The following is an 18,194-nucleotide window of genomic DNA, read 5'->3' as shown; positions in this document are numbered from 1 at the left end:
AGAACGACATCACCTTGGGGCTCCCTTTGTCCGTCCACACCCGATCCGCGGCGATTCTGTGCGCCCTGGCGCTACTCCCCACGGCCGCTCCCGCCCAGGCCGCACCCCCGACACCGGCCGTCCGATTCGGCGACTGCCCCGACTCCGTACCGCGCCCGACCGCACCCGACCGCGTCGAGTGCGGTCGGATCAGCGTCCCGCTCGACCGGCACCACCCGGAGGGACCGCGCCTGACCATCGCCGTCTCCCGCGTCCCCGCCTCCGGCACGCCCGCCGAGCGACGCGGCATCCTGCTGGTGAACCCCGGCGGTCCTGGCGGCTCCGGGCTCGCCTACGCGGTGACCAAGCGCGCCAAACTCCCCGAGAGCGTGCGGCGTTCGTACGACGTCATCGGCTTCGACCCGCGCGGCGTCGGCCGGAGCTCACCGGTCGACTGCGGCGCCATGGGCGGCCTGTTCGACAGTCCGGGCGCGGATCCCGTGCCGGTGGGTCCGACGGCGGAACGGGCCCACCTCGCCTCGCTGCGGGACATGGCCGACGACTGCGCGACGGGCGCGGGCGACGTCCTGCCGTATCTGTCCACCGAGCAGACGGCGTACGACATGGACGCCATACGCGCCGCGCTCGGCGAGCCCAGGACGAGCTTCCTCGGGGTGTCGTACGGCAGTTATCTCGGCGCGGCCTATGCGGCACTGTTCCCGCGGCGGGTCGGGCGGATGGTGCTGGACAGTGTGGTCGGGCCCTGGAACTGGTACGACTTCGACGTGCTCCAGAGCCGGGAGCTGCTGCGGCAGCGGGACACGTTCTTCGAGTGGACCGCAGCCCATGCCGAGCGCTTCGGTCTGGGCTCGGGCGCGGATGACGTACGCCGGGCCTATCTGCGGGTGCGCCGAGGGCTGGGCTCCGTACCCGTGGACGGCTTCGGGGCGTCCGAGTTCGACCGTGCCGTCTACCGCGCTCTCGGCCGAACCGAACGCTGGGCGGGTCTCGCCGACGGGATGCGGACCTACCTGAACGACGGCACCACGGACGGACTCCGGCCCGGCGCGGCGTTCGACAGCCCCGACTCCCGCAACTACGAGGCGGCCAACCGCATCGTCAAGTGCGCCGACGGTCCCGCGCCCACGCCGGACAGCATCCTGGCGGACCTCCGCCGCACCCGCCGTATCGACGCCCAGCCGGTCCTGACCGGCATGGAGGCGTCCACCTGCGCCTACTGGCAGTACCGGCCCGCCCGGCGGACCCCGCTCGGCAGCCCCGACGCTCCGCCGGTCCTGCTGGTCGCCTCCGCGCACGACCCGGTCACTCCCATCGAGGGGGCCCGCGAGCTGGGCAAGGTGCTGCCGGGCTCGCGGCTGATCACCCTCGCCGACGACTACTCGCACGGCGTGTTCGCCAGCCGCGGCAACGCCTGCGTGGACGGCACGGTGGCCGCGTATCTCGTGGGCGGAGAGGTTCCGGCCGCGGACGTGCGGTGTACGGGGCCGGGGCTGCCGGACCCCGGCGGCGACGGCCGCTGAGCAGGTCGGGTGAGGCCGGCTGCGGTTCGGCAGCGCCCCGAAGGGGCGCGGGGCTGTATCCATATGCGGCTCCGCCGGGTGGGCGCGACCAGCCACGACGGCGCCGCAGCGAACCGACGACATCGCGGCCCTTCCCGCGGCCCTTCCAGCGGAGCGCTCCGCGCTGTTCACTCCCCCGTGCGCCCCCGTGCACGGCTTGTCACCACCCCCGAGTGCCCACTACTGTCACCACGCCTTGGTGAACGGGAAATCCGGTGTGATGCCGGTGCGGCCCTCGCCACTGTGAATCGGGAAGTCCGGCTCCGGCCCTCACGGGCAGCCACTGGGTTCTTCGGGACCCGGGAAGGCGGAGCACGGGCGGTGGTACCCGTCAGCCAGGAGACCGGCCAAGGCACGTCAACCATCCACGAGGTGCTGGAGAGGGTCTGCTGAGCCATGCACATAGCCGAGGGATTTCTGCCTCCGGCGCACGCGGTCGCCTGGAGCGTCGCGTCGGCGCCATTTGTCGTCCACGGAGTCCGGTCACTCACCCGTGAGGTCAGGGAGCACCCGGAGAGCACCCTGCTCCTCGGCGCCTCCGGAGCCTTCACGTTCGTTCTGTCGGCTCTCAAACTGCCCTCGGTGACCGGGAGTTGCTCCCACCCCACCGGCACCGGCCTGGGCGCCATCCTGTTCCGGCCGCCGATCATGGCGGTGCTGGGCACCATCACCCTGCTCTTCCAGGCGCTGCTGCTCGCCCACGGCGGCCTGACCACGCTCGGCGCCAACGTCTTCTCGATGGCGATCGTCGGGCCCTGGGCCGGATACGCCGTCTACAAGCTGCTGCGGCGCTACGACGTGCCGCTGATGGTGGCCGTGTTCTTCGGCGCGTTCGTCGCCGACCTGTCCACCTACTGCGTCACCAGCGTCCAGCTGGCGCTCGCCTTCCCCGACCCGAGCAGCGGTTTCCTGGGCGCGCTGGGCAAGTTCGGGTCCATCTTCGCGGTCACGCAGATCCCGCTCGCGGTGAGCGAGGGGCTGCTCACGGTGCTGGTGATGCGGCTGCTCGTGCAGTCCAGCAAGGGGGAGCTGACCCGGCTCGGCGTGCTGCTCACCAAGAAGGCCGGCACCGAGGCGGTGGCCCGATGAAACGGAACACAAAGATCAATCTTCTGCTGCTGCTCGCCGTCGTCGCCCTCGCGGTGCTGCCGCTTGCGCTGGGCCTCGGTGACGACAAGGAGGAGCCGTTCACCGGCGCCGACGGCGAGGCGGAGACGGCGATCACCGAGCTCGAGCCGGACTACGAGCCCTGGTTCTCGCCCCTGTACGAACCGCCGTCGGCCGAGATCGAGTCGGGGCTGTTCGCCCTCCAAGCGGCGATCGGAGCCGGCGCCCTCTCCTACTACTTCGGTGTGCGGCGCGGGCGGCGGCAGGGTGAGCAGCGGGTGCTGGAGCGGCAGGGCGCCGAGAGCACGGCCGACGAGCAGGTCTGAGTGCTGCCCATCGACGCGGCGGCGCACAGCAGTCGCTGGCGCCGCCGTCACCCCGTGGACAAGGCCGTGCTCGGACTCGGCCTCACCGTGCTGGCGATCTCGTTGCCGCCCTGGCCGGGCGCGGCCCTGGTCCTGGCCACCGCGCTCGCCGTGCTGCTGGGCCCGGCGGGCGTGCCCGGCCGCAAGCTGTGGCGTGCCTACCGCGTCCCGCTGGGCTTCTGCGTGACCGGGGCGGCCACCCTGCTGGTGCAGGTCGGCGGCCCGGACGGGTTCGTGACCCTGGCCGACGAAGGTCACCTGCGCGCCGGGGAACTGCTGCTGCGCACCTCGGCCGCCTCGCTCGGCGTGCTGCTGTTCGCGTTCACCACACCCATGTCCGACCTGCTGCCCCGCCTGGTGAAGGCCGGGGTGCCCGCGCCGGTCGTCGACGTGGCGCTGGTGACGTACCGCATGAGTTTCCTGCTCCTGGACTCCATGCGCCGAATCCGGGAGGCGCAGGCGGCGCGGCTCGGGCACACCACGCGGGCCGCCGCGTGGCGGTCCCTGGCCGGGCTCGGCGCGACCGCGTTCGTGCGGGCCTTCGACCGGGCGACGCGGCTCCAGGCCGGGCTCGCCGGGCGCGGCTACGACGGCACGCTGCGCGTCCTGGTGCCGGAGGCCCGCGTCTCCGTCCGCTTCACGGTCGCGAGCGTGGCGCTCCTTGCGACGCTGGCCACCCTCACCTTCGTACTGGAAAGGCCGCTGTCATGAGCGAGGCCGCCCTCGTCGCCCTGCGGGGCGTGTCCTTCGCCTACGAGGACGGTCCCGCCGTGCTCAGCGGGCTCGACTTCGAGGTGCGTGAGGGGCGTGCGCTTGCGCTGCTCGGCCGCAACGGCACCGGGAAGACCACGCTGATGCGGCTGCTGAGCGGCGGGCTGCGGCCGCGCACCGGGGAGCTGACGCTCGACGGGAAGCGGGTGTCGTACGACCGCAAGGGCCTGACCCGGCTGCGGACCACCGTCCAGCTGGTGGTGCAGGACCCGGACGACCAGCTGTTCGCCGCGTCCGTCGCGCAGGACGTGTCCTTCGGACCGCTGAACCTGGGACTGCCCGACCCTCAGGTGCGGGCGCACGTCGACGAGGCCCTCGCGGCGCTGGACATCGCCGGGCTGGCCGACCGGCCCACGCATCTGCTCTCCTACGGACAGCGGAAGCGGACGGCGATCGCGGGCGCGGTCGCGATGCGGCCCCGGGTGCTGATCCTCGACGAGCCGACCGCCGGGCTCGACCCCGACGGACAGGAGCGGCTGCTCGCCACCCTCGACGGCCTGCGGGCCGGCGGCACGACGGTGGTGATGGCGACGCACGACGTGGATCTCGCTCTGCGCTGGGCCGACGACACGGCGCTGCTCACCCCGTCCGGAGTACGCACCGGTCCCGCCGCCGGGATGCTGGCCCGGACCGACCTCCTCCAGCAGGCCGGGCTGCGGCTGCCGTGGGGTGTCGCGGCGGCCCAAGTACTCTGCGCGCACGGGCTGTTGACCGATTCGGCAGCGGGTCCCCGTACCGCCGACGAACTCGCCGCCATGGTGGCCGTCGAGCGGTGAGGCACCGGTCACAGAAGCGGCGAGGGCAAGGTCACAGCCTTCGGCTCTGCTGCTGCTCAAGCACGCTCGCCTAGCATCCGAGCATGACAGTCCTGCCCAATGACGGGCTCTCGTTGGCCGCCGAGTTCCCCGCCGCGACCCAAGAGCAGTGGCAGCACCTCGTGGAGGGTGTCCTGCGCAAGTCGGGCAGGGAGGTCTCGGGTGGAGCCGCCGAGGATGCCCTGGCCACCGCGCTGGAGGACGGGCTGCGCACCCGGCCCCTGTACACCGCGCTCGACACCGCTCCCGAAACCGGTTTCCCCGGTTTCTCCCCCTTTGTGCGAGGCAGCCGCCCGGAAGGGAACACCGCCGGGGGCTGGGACGTACGACAGCGGCATGCGACGGCCTCGGGCGACCTCGTCCTCGCCGACCTCGAAAACGGTGTCACCTCTCTCTGGCTGGTCGTCGGTGAAGGCGGTTTCCCTGTCTCAGCGCTCGGCCAAGCCCTCGAAGGCGTTTACCTCGATCTGGCGCCCATCGTCCTGGAGGCCGGCCGGAACACCGAAAGCGCGGCGGGTGAGCTGCTGCGGCTGTACGAGGAGCGGGGCGTCGCCCGTGACGCGGCGCGCGGCAACCTCGGGGCCGACCCGCTCGGGTACGAGGCCCGGACCGGGCAGCGGCTCGATTTCGGGCCCGCGGCGGGACTGGCCCGGCGGTGCGCCGAGGAGTACCCGGGGCTGCGGGCGCTGACCGTGGACGCGCTGCCGTACCACGAGGCCGGCGGCTCGGCCGCGCAGGAGCTGGGCGCTTCGCTGGCGACCGGTGTCACCTACCTGCGGGAGCTGACCGAGGCCGAGCTCACCGTGGAACAGGCCTGCGCACAGCTGGAGTTCCGCTACGCGGCCACCGCCGACCAGTTCCTGACCATCGCCAAGCTGCGTGCCGCACGGCGGCTGTGGGCGCGGGTCGCCGAGGCGTCCGGCGCTTTGGACGCCTCGGGCGCGCAGGTCCAGCATGTCGTGACCTCACCGGTGATGATGTCGCGCCGCGACCCGTGGGTGAACATGCTGCGCACGACGATCGCCACGCTGGCCGCCGGGGTGGGCGGCGCCGACTCCGTCACCGTGCTGCCCTTCGACCACGTCCTCGGTCTGCCGGACGCGTTCGCCCGGCGCATCGCCCGCAACACCTCGACGATCCTCATCGAGGAGTCGCACCTGGCCCGGGTGATCGACCCGGCGGGCGGCTCCTGGTACGTGGAGCGGCTCGCCGACGAACTCGCCCACGCGGGCTGGGAGTTCTTCCAGTGGCTGGAGCAGATCGGCGGCCAGGCGGCGGCGCTGCGCTCGGGCCGGCTCGGCGAGAAGCTCGCGGAGACCTGGGAGGCGCGCACCGCGAAGCTCGCCAAGCGGCGTGAACCCATCACCGGCGTCAGCGAGTTCCCGCATCTCGCCGAGAAGCCGGTGGAGCGCGCGCCCGCGCCCGAGCCGCCGTCCGGCGGACTCCCCCGCGTCCGCCGCGACGAGGCCTACGAGGCCCTGCGCGCCCGCTCCGACGCCCACCTCGCCGCGACCGGCACCCGGCCGCGGATCTTCCTGGCCGCGCTCGGTCCCGCCGCGGCCCACACCGCGCGCCTCACCTTCGCCGCGAACCTCTTCCAGGCGGGCGGCATCGAACCCGTCACAGAGGGCACCTTCGAAGAGAGCGGCGCCACCGAGGCCTGCCTCTGCTCCAGCGACGCGCTGTACGAGGAGCAGGCCGCGGACACCGCGCAGTCCCTGAAGACGGCGGGCGCCCGCCATGTGTTCCTCGCGGGCAGGCCCGGGCAGTACACCGATGTCGACGACCACATCTTCGCGGGCTGCGACGCCGTAGCCGTGCTCTCCGCCACCCTCGACCGCATGGGAGTGTCCTGATGGGAATCCCCGACTTCACCGGGATCGAACTCGGGGAGCCGAGGACCGACGTCGGCGCCGATGAGTGGCGCAAGGCCGCGGGGAGCGACGGGGCGTTCTGGGAGACCCCGGAGGGCATCGCGGTCAAACCGCTCTACACCGGCCGCGACCTGGAAGGCCTCGACTTCCTCTCGACATACCCGGGCATGGCGCCGTATCTGCGCGGCCCGTACCCGACGATGTACGTCAACCAGCCCTGGACGATCCGCCAGTACGCGGGCTTCTCCACCGCCGAGGAGTCAAACGCTTTCTACCGACGCAACCTGGCGGCCGGCCAGAAGGGCCTCTCGGTCGCCTTCGACCTGCCCACGCATCGCGGTTACGACAGCGATCACCCGCGGGTGACCGGTGACGTCGGCATGGCGGGCGTGGCCATCGACTCGATCTACGACATGCGTCAGCTGTTCGACGGCATCCCGCTGGACAAGATGACCGTGTCGATGACGATGAACGGCGCCGTGCTGCCGATCCTGGCGCTGTACATCGTGGCGGCGGAGGAGCAGGGCGTGCCGCCGGAGAAGCTGGCGGGGACCATTCAGAACGACATCCTCAAGGAGTTCATGGTCCGCAACACCTATATCTATCCGCCGAAGCCGTCGATGCGGATCATCTCCGACATCTTCGCCTTCACCTCGCAGCGGATGCCGCGCTACAACTCGATCTCCATCTCCGGCTACCACATCCAGGAGGCGGGCGCGACGGCCGACCTGGAGCTGGCGTACACCCTTGCCGACGGTGTGGAGTACATCCGGGCGGGCCGGGAGGCGGGGCTGGACGTGGACGCCTTCGCGCCGCGGCTCTCCTTCTTCTGGGCGATCGGCATGAACTTCTTCATGGAGGTCGCCAAGCTGCGTGCGGCACGGCTGCTGTGGGCGAAGCTGGTGTCCCAGTTCGAGCCGAAGAACTCCAAGTCCCTTTCCCTGCGCACCCATTCGCAGACCTCGGGCTGGTCGCTGACCGCGCAGGACGTGTTCAACAACGTGACGCGTACGGCCGTGGAGGCGATGGCGGCCACGCAGGGTCACACCCAGTCGCTGCACACCAACGCCCTCGACGAGGCGCTCGCGCTGCCCACCGACTTCTCGGCGCGCATCGCCCGCAACACCCAGCTGCTGATCCAGCAGGAGTCGGGCACGACCCGGGTGATCGACCCCTGGGGCGGCAGCGCGTACGTCGAGAAGCTGACGTACGACCTCGCACGGCGGGCCTGGCAGCACATCCAGGAGGTCGAGCAGGCGGGCGGCATGGCGCAGGCCATCGACGCGGGCATCCCGAAGCTGCGCGTGGAGGAGGCGGCGGCACGGACGCAGGCCAGGATCGACTCCGGGCGGCAGCCGGTGATCGGCGTCAACAAGTACCGCGTGGAGACCGACGAGCAGATCGACGTGCTCAAGGTCGACAACTCCTCCGTGCGCACCCAGCAGATCGAGAAACTGCGGCGACTGCGGGCGGAGCGCGACGAGATCGTCTGCCAGGACGCCCTGGACGCGCTCACCCGGGCGGCGGCCGGTGAGGGCAACCTGCTGGAGCTGGCGGTGAACGCGGCCCGGGCGAAGGCGACCGTCGGTGAGATCTCGGACGCCCTGGAGAAGGTCTACGGACGACACGCGAGCCAGATCCGTACGATCTCCGGCGTGTACCGCAACGAAGCCGGCTCCTCCCCGTCCGTCGACCGCACCCGCACCCTCGTCGACTCCTTCGAGGAGGCCGAGGGCCGCCGGCCGCGCATCCTGGTCGCCAAGATGGGCCAGGACGGCCACGACCGCGGCCAGAAAGTGATCGCAACCGCTTTCGCCGACCTCGGCTTCGACGTCGACGTCGGCCCGCTGTTCCAGACGCCCGGCGAAGTGGCCCGCCAGGCGGTGGAGGCGGACGTGCACATCGTGGGCGTCTCGTCGCTGGCCGCCGGGCACCTCACTCTCGTACCGGCGCTGCGCGAGGAGCTGGCGGCGGAGGGCCGGGCGGACATCATGATCGTCGTCGGCGGGGTGATCCCGCCGCAGGACGTGCCGACCCTGCTGGAGATGGGCGCGACGGCCGTGTTCCCGCCCGGGACGGTGATCCCGGACGCGGCCTACGACCTCGTCGAGCGGCTGTCGGCCGACCTCGGGCACGAGCAGTGATCGACGTCGACACCTATGTCAAGGGCGTCCTCGACGGGAAGCGGGCGCTCGTCGCGCGTGCCATCACTCTTGTCGAGTCCACCCGGCCCCAACACCGGGCTTTGGCCCAGGAGTTGCTGACCGAGCTGCTCCCGCACAGCGGGAACGCGCGGCGGATCGGTATCAGCGGGGTGCCCGGCGTGGGGAAGTCGACGTTCATCGACGCGTTCGGGACGATGCTGACGTCCCTCGGTCACCGGGTCGCCGTGCTGGCCGTCGACCCGTCGTCCAGCCGTACGGGCGGGTCGATCCTCGGCGACAAGACCAGGATGGAACGCCTGGCCGTGGATCCCGCGGCCTTCGTCCGGCCCTCCCCGAGCGCGGGCACGCTCGGCGGGGTCGCCAAGGCCACGCGCGAGTCCATGGTGGTGATGGAGGCCGCGGGCTACGACGTGGTGCTCGTGGAGACGGTGGGCGTCGGGCAGTCGGAGACGGCGGTGGCCAACATGGTCGACTCCTTCCTGCTGCTCACGCTGGCCCGCACGGGCGACCAGTTGCAGGGCATCAAGAAGGGTGTGCTGGAGCTGGCCGACGTGATCGCCGTGAACAAGGCGGACGGGCCGCACGAACGCGACGCTCGGGCGGCGGCGCGTGAACTGTCCGGCGCGCTGCGGCTGATGCACGGCAGGGACGCCGCCTGGACGCCGCCCGTCCTGCACTGTAGCGCCCGTGAGTCGTCCGGGCTGGACACCGTCTGGGAGCGCCTCGAACAGCACCGGGCGTTGTTGGACTCCACGGGACGCCTCGCCGCCAAACGCCGCGACCAGCAGGTCGACTGGACCTGGAGCATGGTCCGCGACGAGCTGTTGGGGCGGCTGCATGCCGATCCGACGGTACGTTCGCTTGCGCCGGGGCTCGAACAGCGGGTGCGGGATGGGGAGTTGACGGCGACGGTGGCGGCGGAACGGATTCTGAAGGCGTTCGGCATGTAGCGGTCCGCGATAGGCCGTCAATCGTCTGCGGGTGCGTCGTGGCTGGTCGCGCCCACGCGGCGGAGCCGCAAATCGATACAGCCCCGCGCCCCTTTGGGGCGCGTTTCTGCGACGTCAGTTGCCTCCGCGCAGGACACGCGACAAGCCCAGTGCCGCCGTGCGCACCGCGGGGGCCAGCTGGGCGGGGCTGAAGCGCATCCGCGGTACGGCCACGGAGAGGGCGGCGACCGTCGCGTCCCCGGCGAAGACGGGGGCCGCGATGCAGCTCACCCCGAGTGCGGCCTCCTGCTCCTCGTAGGCCAGGCCCGACACCTGGGTCTTCTCCAAGGACATGCGCAGGCGCACCGGGTCGGTGATCGAGTGGGGCGTGAGACTCGGGAGCGGGCGGGACAACACCTCCTCGGTCAGCTCGGCGCAGGAGAACGCGAGCAGGGCCTTGCCCACGCCGGTGCAGGTCAGGGGCAGGCTGCCACCGATGCGGGAGGGCAGGTGCAGGGCCTCGTGGCCGTGGATTCGTTCGAGGTAGACCACCTCCATGCCCTCCCTGACACCGAGGTGGACGGTCTCGCGGGTCGCCTCGAACAGGTCCTGAAGGAACGGCAGGGCCGTCTCCCGCAGGTCACGCCGGCGTGGCACCAGTGAGCCGAGCTCGAACAGCTTCGCGCCGAGCCGGTACTGGGGGCCCGTGCGCTCCAGCCAGCCGAGCCCGACCAGGTCGGCCGCGAGCCGGTGCACCGTGGGCTTGGGCAGGCCGGTGCGCTCGGAGAGTTCCGACAGGCGGAACGGACCGCCGCTCGGGGTGAAGCAGTCGAGGATGATCGCGGCCTTCCCCAGCATGTTGCCGCCAGCACTGTTCCGTGTCACGGAACAAAGTTTGTCCCCCGGCGAGGGCGATGTCTATATCGAAGTCGAACGCACCCTCGCTCCCCAGGAGGCAATCCATGCCGACCGAGCCCGACGTCGCTCCCCCGGCCGTGGTCAAGGCCGCCGACGCGCTGGCGGAGGCCACCCGCACCGGGGTCGCCTGCCCGCCGGTGCGGACGCTGATCGACGGCCTGGCGACGGCGTACGCCGTACAGCAGCTCAACGTACGACGCGGCCTGGACGCCGGGCGCCGCGTCGTCGGCCGCAAGATCGGCCTGACCTCGCCGGCCGTGCAGCGCCAACTCGGCGTGGACCGGCCGGACTTCGGCGCACTGTTCGCGGACATGGCCGTGGCCGACGGCGGCGAGGTGCCCGCCGGACGACTGCTCCAGCCCAAGGTGGAGGCCGAGGTCGCGCTCGTCCTCGGCCGCGATCTCCCGCACCGTGAGTGCACGGTCGTGGACGTGCTGCGGGCGGTGGACTTCGCACTGCCCGCGCTGGAGATCGTGGACAGCCGCATCGCCGGCTGGGACATCTCCCTCGTCGACACCGTCGCCGACAACGCCTCCTGCGGCCTGTACGTCCTGGGCGGCCGGCCCGTGCCGCTCGCCGGCGTCGACCTCCGTGCCGTGACGATGACCATGACCCGCGGCGGCGAGACCGTCTCCGAGGGCACCGGCGCCGACTGCCTCGGCAGCCCCCTCAACGCGGCCGTCTGGCTGGCCTCGGCCCTCGCCGAACGGGGCGATCCGCTGCGTGCGGGCGACCTCGTGCTGACCGGCGCCCTGGGGCCGATGGTCCCGGCCGCTCCCGGCGACGCGTTCGAGGCCCGGATCTCGGACCTGGGGTCCGTGCGGGTCGCCTTCGCCACGAACGGAGACTCCGAGTGAGTACGAAGGTCGCCATCATCGGCTCCGGCAACATCGGCACCGACCTCATGATCAAGGTCCTGCGGCTGTCGGAGAGCCTCGAAGTCGCCGCGCTGGCCGGCATCGACCCGGACTCCGACGGCCTGGCCCGCGCCCGGCGTCTGAAGGTCACCACCACCCACAAGGGCGTCGAAGGGCTCGTCGGGCTGGACGAGTTCGCCGACGTCGAGTTCGTCTTCGACGCGACCTCGGCCGGCGCCCACCGCCACCACGAGGACGTCCTGCGCCCGCTGGGCCGCACCCTCGTCGACCTCACCCCGGCCGCCCTCGGCCCGTACGTGGTCCCGCCGGTCAACGGCGACGCCCACCTCGACGCCCCGAGCGTCAACATGGTCACCTGCGGCGGCCAGGCCACCATCCCGGTCGTCGCCGCGGTGGGTGCGGTCACCCCGGTCCACTACGGCGAGATCGTCGCCTCCATCGCCTCCCGCTCCGCCGGTCCCGGCACCCGGGCGAACATCGACGAGTTCACCGAGACCACGTCGGCTGCCATCGAGAAGGTCGGCGGCGCCGCACGCGGCAAGGCGATCATCGTCCTCAACCCGGCCGAGCCCCCGCTGATCATGCGGGACACCGTGCACTGCCTGGTCTCCGACTGCGCCACCGAGGCCGTCACGGCGTCCATCGAGGACATGGTCGCCCGCGTCCAGGCGTACGTACCCGGCTACCGGCTCAAGCAGAAGGTGCAGTACGAGACGGTGGCCGCCGACGATCCCCTGCGCACCCTCGCCACCGGGGTCGACGACCCGCTGAAGGTGTCCGTATTCCTTGAGGTCGAGGGCGCCGCACACTACCTCCCGGCCTACGCCGGAAACCTCGACATCATGACCTCGGCCGCGCTGCGCACCGCGGAACGCATGGCCGCGCACGTCACGGAGGCCGTCAAGTGACCACGCTCTACGTCCAGGACGTCACCCTGCGGGACGGTATGCACGCCATCCGCCACCGCTACACCGTCGAGCAGGCCCGCTCCATCGCCGCCGCCCTGGACGCCGCCGGAGTGGCCGCCATCGAGATCGCGCACGGCGACGGTCTGGCCGGCTCCAGCATCAACTACGGCGTCGGCGCCCACACCGACTGGGAGTGGATCGAGGCCGTCACCGGCGTCGTACGCCACGCGATCCCCACCACCCTGCTGCTGCCCGGCATCGGAACGGTCCACGACCTCAAGCAGGCCCACTCCCTCGGCATCCGCTCGGTGCGCATCGCCACCCACTGCACCGAGGCGGACATCTCCGCACAGCACATCGCGGCCGCGCGGGAGCTGGGCATGGACGTCGCCGGGTTCCTGATGATGTCGCACATGGCCGAACCGGCCGAACTCGCCCGGCAGGCCAAGCTGATGGAGTCCTACGGCGCCCACTGCGTCTACGTCACCGACTCCGGCGGCCGCCTCACCATGGACGGGGTCCGCGACCGCTTCCGCGCCTACCGTGACGTCCTCGACCCGGCGACCGAACTCGGCATCCACGCCCACCACAACCTCGCCCTGGGCGTCGCCAACACCGTCGTCGCCGTCGAGAACGGCGCCGTCCGCGTCGACGCCTCCCTTGCGGGACAGGGCGCGGGAGCGGGGAACTGTCCGCTGGAGGCCTTCATCGCCGTCGCGGATCTGACGGGCTGGGAGCACGGCTGCGACCTGTTCCCCCTCATGGACGCCGCCGACGACCTCGTACGACCGCTCCAGGACCGCGAGGTGCGCGTGGACCGTGAGACGCTCAGCCTCGGCTACGCGGGCGTCTACTCCAGCTTCCTCAGGCACGCCGAGACGGCCGCCGACCGGTACGGCCTGGACACCCGCACCATCCTGGTCGAGGTCGGCCGGCGGGGCATGGTCGGCGGCCAGGAGGACATGATCACCGACATCGCGCTGGATCTGATCGGCCGGTCCTAGGCACGCGCTCGTTCGTCACTCGACCTGTGCGGCGAACGCCTGGTACGCCCGCTCGTCGAAGAGCACGAACCTGACCTCCTCGACCGACGTCCGCGCCGCCCGCACCGCCTCCACCGCGATCCGGGCGGCGTCCTCCATCGGCCAGCGGTAGACGCCTGTGGAGACAGCCGGGAACGCGACGGTACCGGCGCCCAACTCGTCTGCCACTCGCAGCGATTCCCGGTAGCAGGAGGCGAGCAGGTCGGAGCGGTCCTCGGAACGGCTGTGCACCGGGCCGACGGTGTGGATCACCCAGCGTGCGTCGAGTTCGCCCGCCGTCGTGGCGACCGCCCGGCCGGTGGGCAGGCCCTTGCCGTACTGCGAGGCGCGGAGCCCCCGGCACTCCTGAAGGATCGCGGGGCCGCCGCGCCGGTGGATGGCACCGTCGACACCGCCTCCGCCGAGCAGGGAGGAGTTCGCCGCGTTGACGATCGCATCGGCGGTCTGCCGGGTGATGTCGCCCTGGACGAGCGTGATGGTGGTCATGTCTGCCTCAGCCTCCTCCAGACGGCCTTCGCCGCGTTGTGCCCCGACATCCCATGTACTCCGGGCCCCGGCGGGGTCGACGACGAGCAGATGAAGACGGCCGGGTGCGGGGTGCTGTACGGGAACAGGGACAGCCTGGGGCGCAGCAGGGTCTGGAGTCCGGAGACGGCGCCGGAGGCGATGTCGCCGCCGACGTAGTTGGCGTTGCGGGCGGCGAGCTCGGGCGGGCCGGCGGTCGCGCGGGCGAGGACCCGGTCACGGAATCCCGGCGCGAACCGCTCCAGTTGGCGCTCGATGGCGTCGGTGAGGTCGCCGGTCCAGCCGCTCGGGACATGGCCGTAGGCCCAGAAGACCTGCTTCCCGGCCGGGGCCCGGCTGGGGTCGACGACACTCGGCTGGACCGTGATCATGAACGGCTTGTCCGGTGCCCTGCCCTCCCGGGACGCGGCACGCAGGGCAGCACCGATCTCCGCGCTGTCCGCGCCGATCTGCACGGTGCCGGCGACCCGGGCCTCCCGCGCGGTCCACGGCACCGGGCCGTCCAGCGCATAGTCGATCTTGAAGACCCCGGGGCCGTACCGAAAGCCCTCGTAGTACCGGCCGAAGCCCGCGATACGGGCCAGCGCGGTGGGGGAGGTGTCGAAGACGTAGGCGCGGGCGGGCGGCAGGTCGTCGAGGCGCTTGACCTCGTAGTCGGTGTGGACGGTGCCGCCGAGGTCCTTCAGATACGAGGTCAGGGCGTCGGAGATCGACTGGGAGCCGCCGCGGGCGACCGGCCAGCCGCGGGCGTGCGCGGCCAGGGCGAAGACCAGGCCGATACCGCCGGTCAGAATGCCGTTCAGCGGGGCCATGACGTGGGCCACGAGTCCGGCGAACAGGGTCCTGGCGCGCTCGTCCCGGAACCGGCGGGTCAGCCAGGTCGACGGAGGCAGGCCGACGAGGCCGAAGCGGGCGAGGGTGACCGGGTCCCGGGGCAGCGAGGTGAGCGGCAGGGACATGAAGTCCCGGGCGAGGGTGTCCCACCTGGGCAGGAAGGGCTCGACCAGCCTGCGGTACGTGCCGGCGTCACGCGGCCCGAACGACGCGGCCGTCTCGGCGACCGACCGGGCCAGCACGGCGGCGGTGCCGTCGGTGAAGGGGTGCGCCATGGGCAGCTCGGGGTGCAGCCACTGAAGGCCGTGCCGCTCCAGGGGCATCGCCCGGAACGCCGGTGAGTTGATACCGAGGGGGTGCGCGGCGGAGCACGGGTCGTGGCGGAAGCCGGGGAGGGTCAGCTCCTCGGTGCGGGCTCCCCCGCCCACGGTGTCACGGGCCTCGAAGACGGCCACGGAGAAGCCGCGCCGGGCCAGCTCCACGGCGGCCGTCAGCCCGTTCGGCCCCGCACCCACCACGACGGCATCGAGCATCGACGGCACCTTCGGACTCCTTCGTCAGCCGATGGCCACTGAAGGATCAGGATATGCCTGGGCACTGACAGCCTCACGCCGCGGTGGGGCCGGGCGTGAGTCCTGGGGAAGCGGAGCCGGTCATGGCGTCGTCACTGGATCCACGGGTACGGCTCGGACAGCAGCTCCACGACCCGTCGAGCCGTGGCCTCGTCGCGTGCCGCGGTGAACGGCAGCGTGTTCCCACCGGTGATGCGGAACGGCTCGCCCGCGAGCGTGCGATGGGCTCCGCCCGCCTCCTCGACCAGCAGCAGGCCCGCCGCATGATCCCAGGCGGCCTCCCAGGAGAAGGCAACGGCATCCAACTCGCCGCGGGCGACGGCGAGATACTCCAGTCCTGCGGAGCCGCAGGCGCGCGGTGCGACGCCGTCCGTCCACAGGCTGAGCAGCGCGCGCTTCTGCTCGTCCGTCGTGTAGTCCGGGTGGGAGGTGGCCACGCGGAGGTCCCGGCCGGGGGCGGGAGGACCGGCGTGCAGCCGCTCGCCGTCGAGGAAGGCGCCACCACCCCGTACGGCCGTGGCCAGTTGGTCGCGCACGGGGGCGTACGTCCAGGAGGCGAGCACCACTCCGCGCCGGGCCAGCGCGACCAGGGTGCAGAAGCCTGCGTCGCCGTGCACGAACTGCCGTGTTCCGTCCACAGGGTCGACGATCCAGACGGGGGCGTCGCCCTGTATCGCCTCGTACGTCGCGGGGTTGGCGTGCACCGCTTCCTCGCCGACCACGACCGAGCCCGGCAGCAGCTTGCCGAGTGCCTCGGTGAGGTACTGCTCGGCCTTGCGGTCGGCGTCCGTCACCAGGTCGTGCGGGCCGCTCTTCTGGTCGACCTCGTGCGCGGCCAGCTGGCGGAAGCGCGGCATGATCTCGGCGGCGACCGCCTCGCGGACCGCTTCTTCCACGTCGCCGGAGTGACGCGTGAGAAACTCGTCGATGGTTTCGATGTCTCCGATCATGCCTCCATGAGAGCACGCACCACTGACAATCCCCACCCGCCCCATGTACCCCGGGTGGAATCTGGATGAATACCCCTCTTCGGCGTCAGCGCCCCACCGCGTACCCCTGCATCCCCCGCGGATTGGCCGCCGCCGACAGAATGCCGCTCTCCGGATCCCGTGCGACGGCGCACAACCGCCCCTCCGACCACGGGTCCCCCACGGTCACGTCGTGCCCGCGCTCCCGCAGCCCCTCGACGACCTCCCCGTCCGTCCGGGACTCCACGGTGACGCTGCCCGGGCGCATACGGCGCGGATAGAAGGAGCCGGGGAAGCTGTCGTTGTGCCAGTTCGGGGCGTCGATCGCGCCTTGGAGGTCGAGGCCGCCGCGTACGCGGGCGCGCAGTGCGACCGCGAGGAAGAAGTGCAGCTGCCACTGGTCCTGCTGATCCCCGCCGGGCGTGCCGAACGCCATGACCGGCACCCCGTCGCGCAGCGCGATCGACGGTGTGAGGGTGGTGCGCGGACGGCGCCCCGGGGTGAGCGAGTTGGGCAGGCCCTCGTCGAGCCAGGTCATCTGGAGCCGGGTGCCGAGCGGGAAGCCCAGTTCGGGCACGACCGGGTTGGACTGCAACCAGCCGCCGCTGGGCGTGGCGGCGACCATGTTGCCCCAGCGGTCGACGACGTCGAGGTGGCAGGTGTCGCCGCGCGTGTGGCCGTCGGAGGCGACCTCGGACAGCCCCGGGAGCCTGGCGACGGTCGGCTCGCCGGCGCCCATCGGGTCGAAGCCCGGGGCGTCGGCGGTCACCACGCGCGCGTGCGCACTCAGTCGCGGAGTGCGCCCGCCCGGGCTGCCGGGCCGCAGCTCGTGCGAGGCCTTGTCGCCGACGAGGGCTCGCCGGGCGACGTTGTAGTCCGCCGACAGCAGCTCGTCGAGCGGCACCTCGGCCGCGTCGCCGTACCAGGCCTCCCGGTCGGCCATGGCGAGCTTGCAGCCCTCGATGAGCAGATGGACGTAGTCGGCGGATCCGTAAGGCGGCAGTTCGGGCGGGAGCAGCGCCAACTGCTGGAGGAGGACCGGGCCCTGACTCCAGGGGCCGGCCTTGCACAGGGTCCAGCCGTTCCAGTCGTACGTCGCCGGCGCCTCGTATGTCGCGGACCACCCGGCGAGGTCGGCGGCCGTGAGCGTACCGGTGTGCCGCTCGCCGCTGGTGTCCATGGTGGGCCGCGCGGCCTGCCGTACGAGCGCCTCGGCGATGAACCCGGCCCGCCACACCTCGCGCGCCGCCTCGATCCGCGCGATTCGGTCCCCGGCCCCGGCGATCTCGGCGAGCAGCCGCTTCCAGGTGGCCGCGAGGGCGGGGTTGCGCAGCAGTTCGCCGGGGCGTGGCGCCCTGCCGCCCGGCAGGTACACCTCCGCCGACGAGGTCCACTCCGTCTCGAACAGCTCCCGTACGGTCTCCACGGTCGCGCCGACGTTCTCCACGGGCGCGTGTCCGTGTTCGGCGTATCCGATGGCGTACTTCAGGACGTCGTCGAGGGTCTTGGTGCCGTGATCGCGCAGCAGCACCATCCAGGCGTCGAACGCCCCGGGGACCGCGGCGGCCAGGGGTCCCGTACCGGGTACGAGATCCAGACCGAGCCCCTTGTAGTGCCCGACCGTCGCCCCGGCGGGCCCGACCCCCTGCCCGCACAGCACCCGCACCTCGCCGCCCTCCGGCGCGAGCAGGATCGGCACCTCACCGGCGGGCCCGTTGAGATGCGGCTCGACGACATGCAGCACGAAGGCGCCCGCCACGGCGGCGTCGTACGCGTTGCCGCCGTCCTCCAGCACGGCCATCGCCGACTGCGAGGCCAGCCAGTGCGTGGAGGAGACCATTCCGAAAGTGCCCTGGAGGGTGGGGCGGGTCGTGAACATACGGCCTGTCACCTCGCTGTTTACGCGCTGGGAAACCCGCCACGCCGGGCACCGACATACTCGATCATGCGTCCTCGTCCCCCT

16 protein-coding genes and 1 riboswitch are annotated in these 18,194 nt (G+C 71.9%); of the genes, 11 read left to right on the top strand and 5 right to left on the bottom strand.

The annotated features are described in order from the left end of the window. Positions 1-26 precede the first annotated feature (26 nt). The 8 genes from KCH87_RS06255 (at position 27) to meaB (ending at position 9,606) form a co-directional block, all read left to right on the top strand. Positions 27-1,520 (top strand): alpha/beta hydrolase, encoded by a 1,494-nt coding sequence (locus KCH87_RS06255; RefSeq protein WP_210584828.1) that lies wholly within the window; start codon positions 27-29, stop codon positions 1,518-1,520. 219 nt (positions 1,521-1,739) lie between these two features. After that, a riboswitch (cobalamin riboswitch) is annotated at positions 1,740-1,926 on the top strand. A gap of 29 nt (positions 1,927-1,955) precedes the next feature. Continuing rightward, positions 1,956-2,648 carry an energy-coupling factor ABC transporter permease gene (locus KCH87_RS06250; protein WP_210584826.1) on the top strand — a complete coding sequence of 231 codons (693 nt, stop codon included), beginning with the start codon at positions 1,956-1,958 and terminating at the stop codon, positions 2,646-2,648. Next, positions 2,645-2,992, top strand: a complete 348-nt coding sequence (locus KCH87_RS06245; protein WP_210584825.1) for an energy-coupling factor ABC transporter substrate-binding protein — start codon at positions 2,645-2,647, stop codon at positions 2,990-2,992. The genes KCH87_RS06250 and KCH87_RS06245 overlap by 4 nt, the downstream gene beginning before the upstream one ends. Further along, the gene (gene cbiQ / locus KCH87_RS06240; RefSeq protein WP_210584823.1) at positions 2,993-3,742 is read left to right on the top strand and encodes a cobalt ECF transporter T component CbiQ; all 750 of its coding nucleotides are present in this window, start codon (positions 2,993-2,995) and stop codon (positions 3,740-3,742) included. Further along, on the top strand, positions 3,739-4,578 hold the full coding sequence (locus tag KCH87_RS06235; protein ID WP_210584821.1) for an ATP-binding cassette domain-containing protein: 840 nt from the start codon (positions 3,739-3,741) through the stop codon (positions 4,576-4,578). Before cbiQ ends, KCH87_RS06235 begins: the two co-directional genes overlap by 4 nt. Positions 4,579-4,661: 83 nt before the next feature. Continuing rightward, on the top strand, positions 4,662-6,473 hold the full coding sequence (locus tag KCH87_RS06230; protein WP_210584819.1) for a methylmalonyl-CoA mutase subunit beta: 1,812 nt from the start codon (positions 4,662-4,664) through the stop codon (positions 6,471-6,473). Continuing rightward, entirely contained in the window at positions 6,473-8,635 is a 2,163-nt protein-coding gene (gene scpA / locus KCH87_RS06225) for a methylmalonyl-CoA mutase (RefSeq protein WP_210584817.1), read from the top strand. The genes KCH87_RS06230 and scpA overlap by 1 nt, the downstream gene beginning before the upstream one ends. After that, positions 8,632-9,606 (top strand): methylmalonyl Co-A mutase-associated GTPase MeaB, encoded by a 975-nt coding sequence (meaB, locus tag KCH87_RS06220; protein ID WP_210584815.1) that lies wholly within the window; start codon positions 8,632-8,634, stop codon positions 9,604-9,606. The genes scpA and meaB overlap by 4 nt, the downstream gene beginning before the upstream one ends. Before the next feature lie 114 nt (positions 9,607-9,720). On the opposite strand, the gene KCH87_RS06215 is transcribed toward meaB, so the two are convergent. Further along, positions 9,721-10,443, bottom strand: a complete 723-nt coding sequence (locus KCH87_RS06215) for an IclR family transcriptional regulator (protein WP_210585016.1) — start codon at positions 10,441-10,443, stop codon at positions 9,721-9,723. 104 nt (positions 10,444-10,547) lie between these two features. Here KCH87_RS06215 and mhpD point away from each other — a divergent pair, with 104 nt between their 5' ends. From mhpD to dmpG, 3 genes are read left to right on the top strand one after another with little or no spacing between them, the layout of a single operon-like run. Beyond that, a complete protein-coding gene (mhpD, locus tag KCH87_RS06210; protein ID WP_210584813.1) occupies positions 10,548-11,360 on the top strand; it encodes a 2-keto-4-pentenoate hydratase in 813 nt (270 codons plus the stop codon). Continuing rightward, complete coding sequence (locus tag KCH87_RS06205; protein WP_210584811.1) at positions 11,357-12,289, top strand: acetaldehyde dehydrogenase (acetylating); 933 nt, start codon at positions 11,357-11,359, stop codon at positions 12,287-12,289. The genes mhpD and KCH87_RS06205 overlap by 4 nt, the downstream gene beginning before the upstream one ends. Continuing rightward, positions 12,286-13,293: a 4-hydroxy-2-oxovalerate aldolase gene (gene dmpG, locus KCH87_RS06200; protein WP_210584809.1), complete on the top strand. Its 1,008-nt coding sequence runs from the start codon at positions 12,286-12,288 to the stop codon at positions 13,291-13,293. Before KCH87_RS06205 ends, dmpG begins: the two co-directional genes overlap by 4 nt. A gap of 15 nt (positions 13,294-13,308) precedes the next feature. Here dmpG and KCH87_RS06195 read toward each other — a convergent pair whose 3' ends face one another. From KCH87_RS06195 to KCH87_RS06180, 4 genes are all read right to left on the bottom strand, one after another. Further along, a complete protein-coding gene (locus KCH87_RS06195) occupies positions 13,309-13,818 on the bottom strand; it encodes an O-acetyl-ADP-ribose deacetylase (RefSeq protein ID WP_210584807.1) in 510 nt (169 codons plus the stop codon). After that, positions 13,815-15,224: an NAD(P)/FAD-dependent oxidoreductase gene (locus KCH87_RS06190; RefSeq protein ID WP_210585015.1), complete on the bottom strand. Its 1,410-nt coding sequence runs from the start codon at positions 15,222-15,224 to the stop codon at positions 13,815-13,817. Before KCH87_RS06190 ends, KCH87_RS06195 begins: the two co-directional genes overlap by 4 nt. A 131-nt stretch (positions 15,225-15,355) precedes the next feature. Continuing rightward, complete coding sequence (locus tag KCH87_RS06185) at positions 15,356-16,213, bottom strand: inositol monophosphatase family protein (protein ID WP_210584805.1); 858 nt, start codon at positions 16,211-16,213, stop codon at positions 15,356-15,358. 85 nt (positions 16,214-16,298) lie between these two features. Then, entirely contained in the window at positions 16,299-18,110 is a 1,812-nt protein-coding gene (locus KCH87_RS06180) for a gamma-glutamyltransferase family protein (RefSeq protein ID WP_210584803.1), read from the bottom strand. Positions 18,111-18,194: the final 84 nt, after the last annotated feature.

The organism is Streptomyces sp. GESEQ-35 (assembly GCF_017948485.1).
Taxonomy (GTDB): domain Bacteria; phylum Actinomycetota; class Actinomycetes; order Streptomycetales; family Streptomycetaceae; genus Streptomyces.
This window is presented reverse-complemented; position numbering and strand designations above follow the sequence as displayed.

Bases quoted from the DNA above. Each gene is read 5' to 3' on its own strand.
- KCH87_RS06250 (WP_210584826.1), top strand. From the start codon at position 1,956: ATGCACATAGCCGAGGGATTTCTGCCTCCGGCGCACGCGGTCGCCTGG.
- KCH87_RS06245 (WP_210584825.1), top strand. From the start codon at position 2,645: ATGAAACGGAACACAAAGATCAATCTTCTGCTGCTGCTCGCCGTCGTC.
- KCH87_RS06235 (WP_210584821.1), top strand. From the start codon at position 3,739: ATGAGCGAGGCCGCCCTCGTCGCCCTGCGGGGCGTGTCCTTCGCCTAC.
- KCH87_RS06230 (WP_210584819.1), top strand. From the start codon at position 4,662: ATGACAGTCCTGCCCAATGACGGGCTCTCGTTGGCCGCCGAGTTCCCC.
- scpA (WP_210584817.1), top strand. From the start codon at position 6,473: ATGGGAATCCCCGACTTCACCGGGATCGAACTCGGGGAGCCGAGGACC.
- KCH87_RS06215 (WP_210585016.1), bottom strand. From the start codon at position 10,443: ATGCTGGGGAAGGCCGCGATCATCCTCGACTGCTTCACCCCGAGCGGC.
- mhpD (WP_210584813.1), top strand. From the start codon at position 10,548: ATGCCGACCGAGCCCGACGTCGCTCCCCCGGCCGTGGTCAAGGCCGCC.
- KCH87_RS06195 (WP_210584807.1), bottom strand. From the start codon at position 13,818: ATGACCACCATCACGCTCGTCCAGGGCGACATCACCCGGCAGACCGCC.
- KCH87_RS06190 (WP_210585015.1), bottom strand. From the start codon at position 15,224: ATGCTCGATGCCGTCGTGGTGGGTGCGGGGCCGAACGGGCTGACGGCC.
- KCH87_RS06185 (WP_210584805.1), bottom strand. From the start codon at position 16,213: ATGATCGGAGACATCGAAACCATCGACGAGTTTCTCACGCGTCACTCC.
- KCH87_RS06180 (WP_210584803.1), bottom strand. From the start codon at position 18,110: ATGTTCACGACCCGCCCCACCCTCCAGGGCACTTTCGGAATGGTCTCC.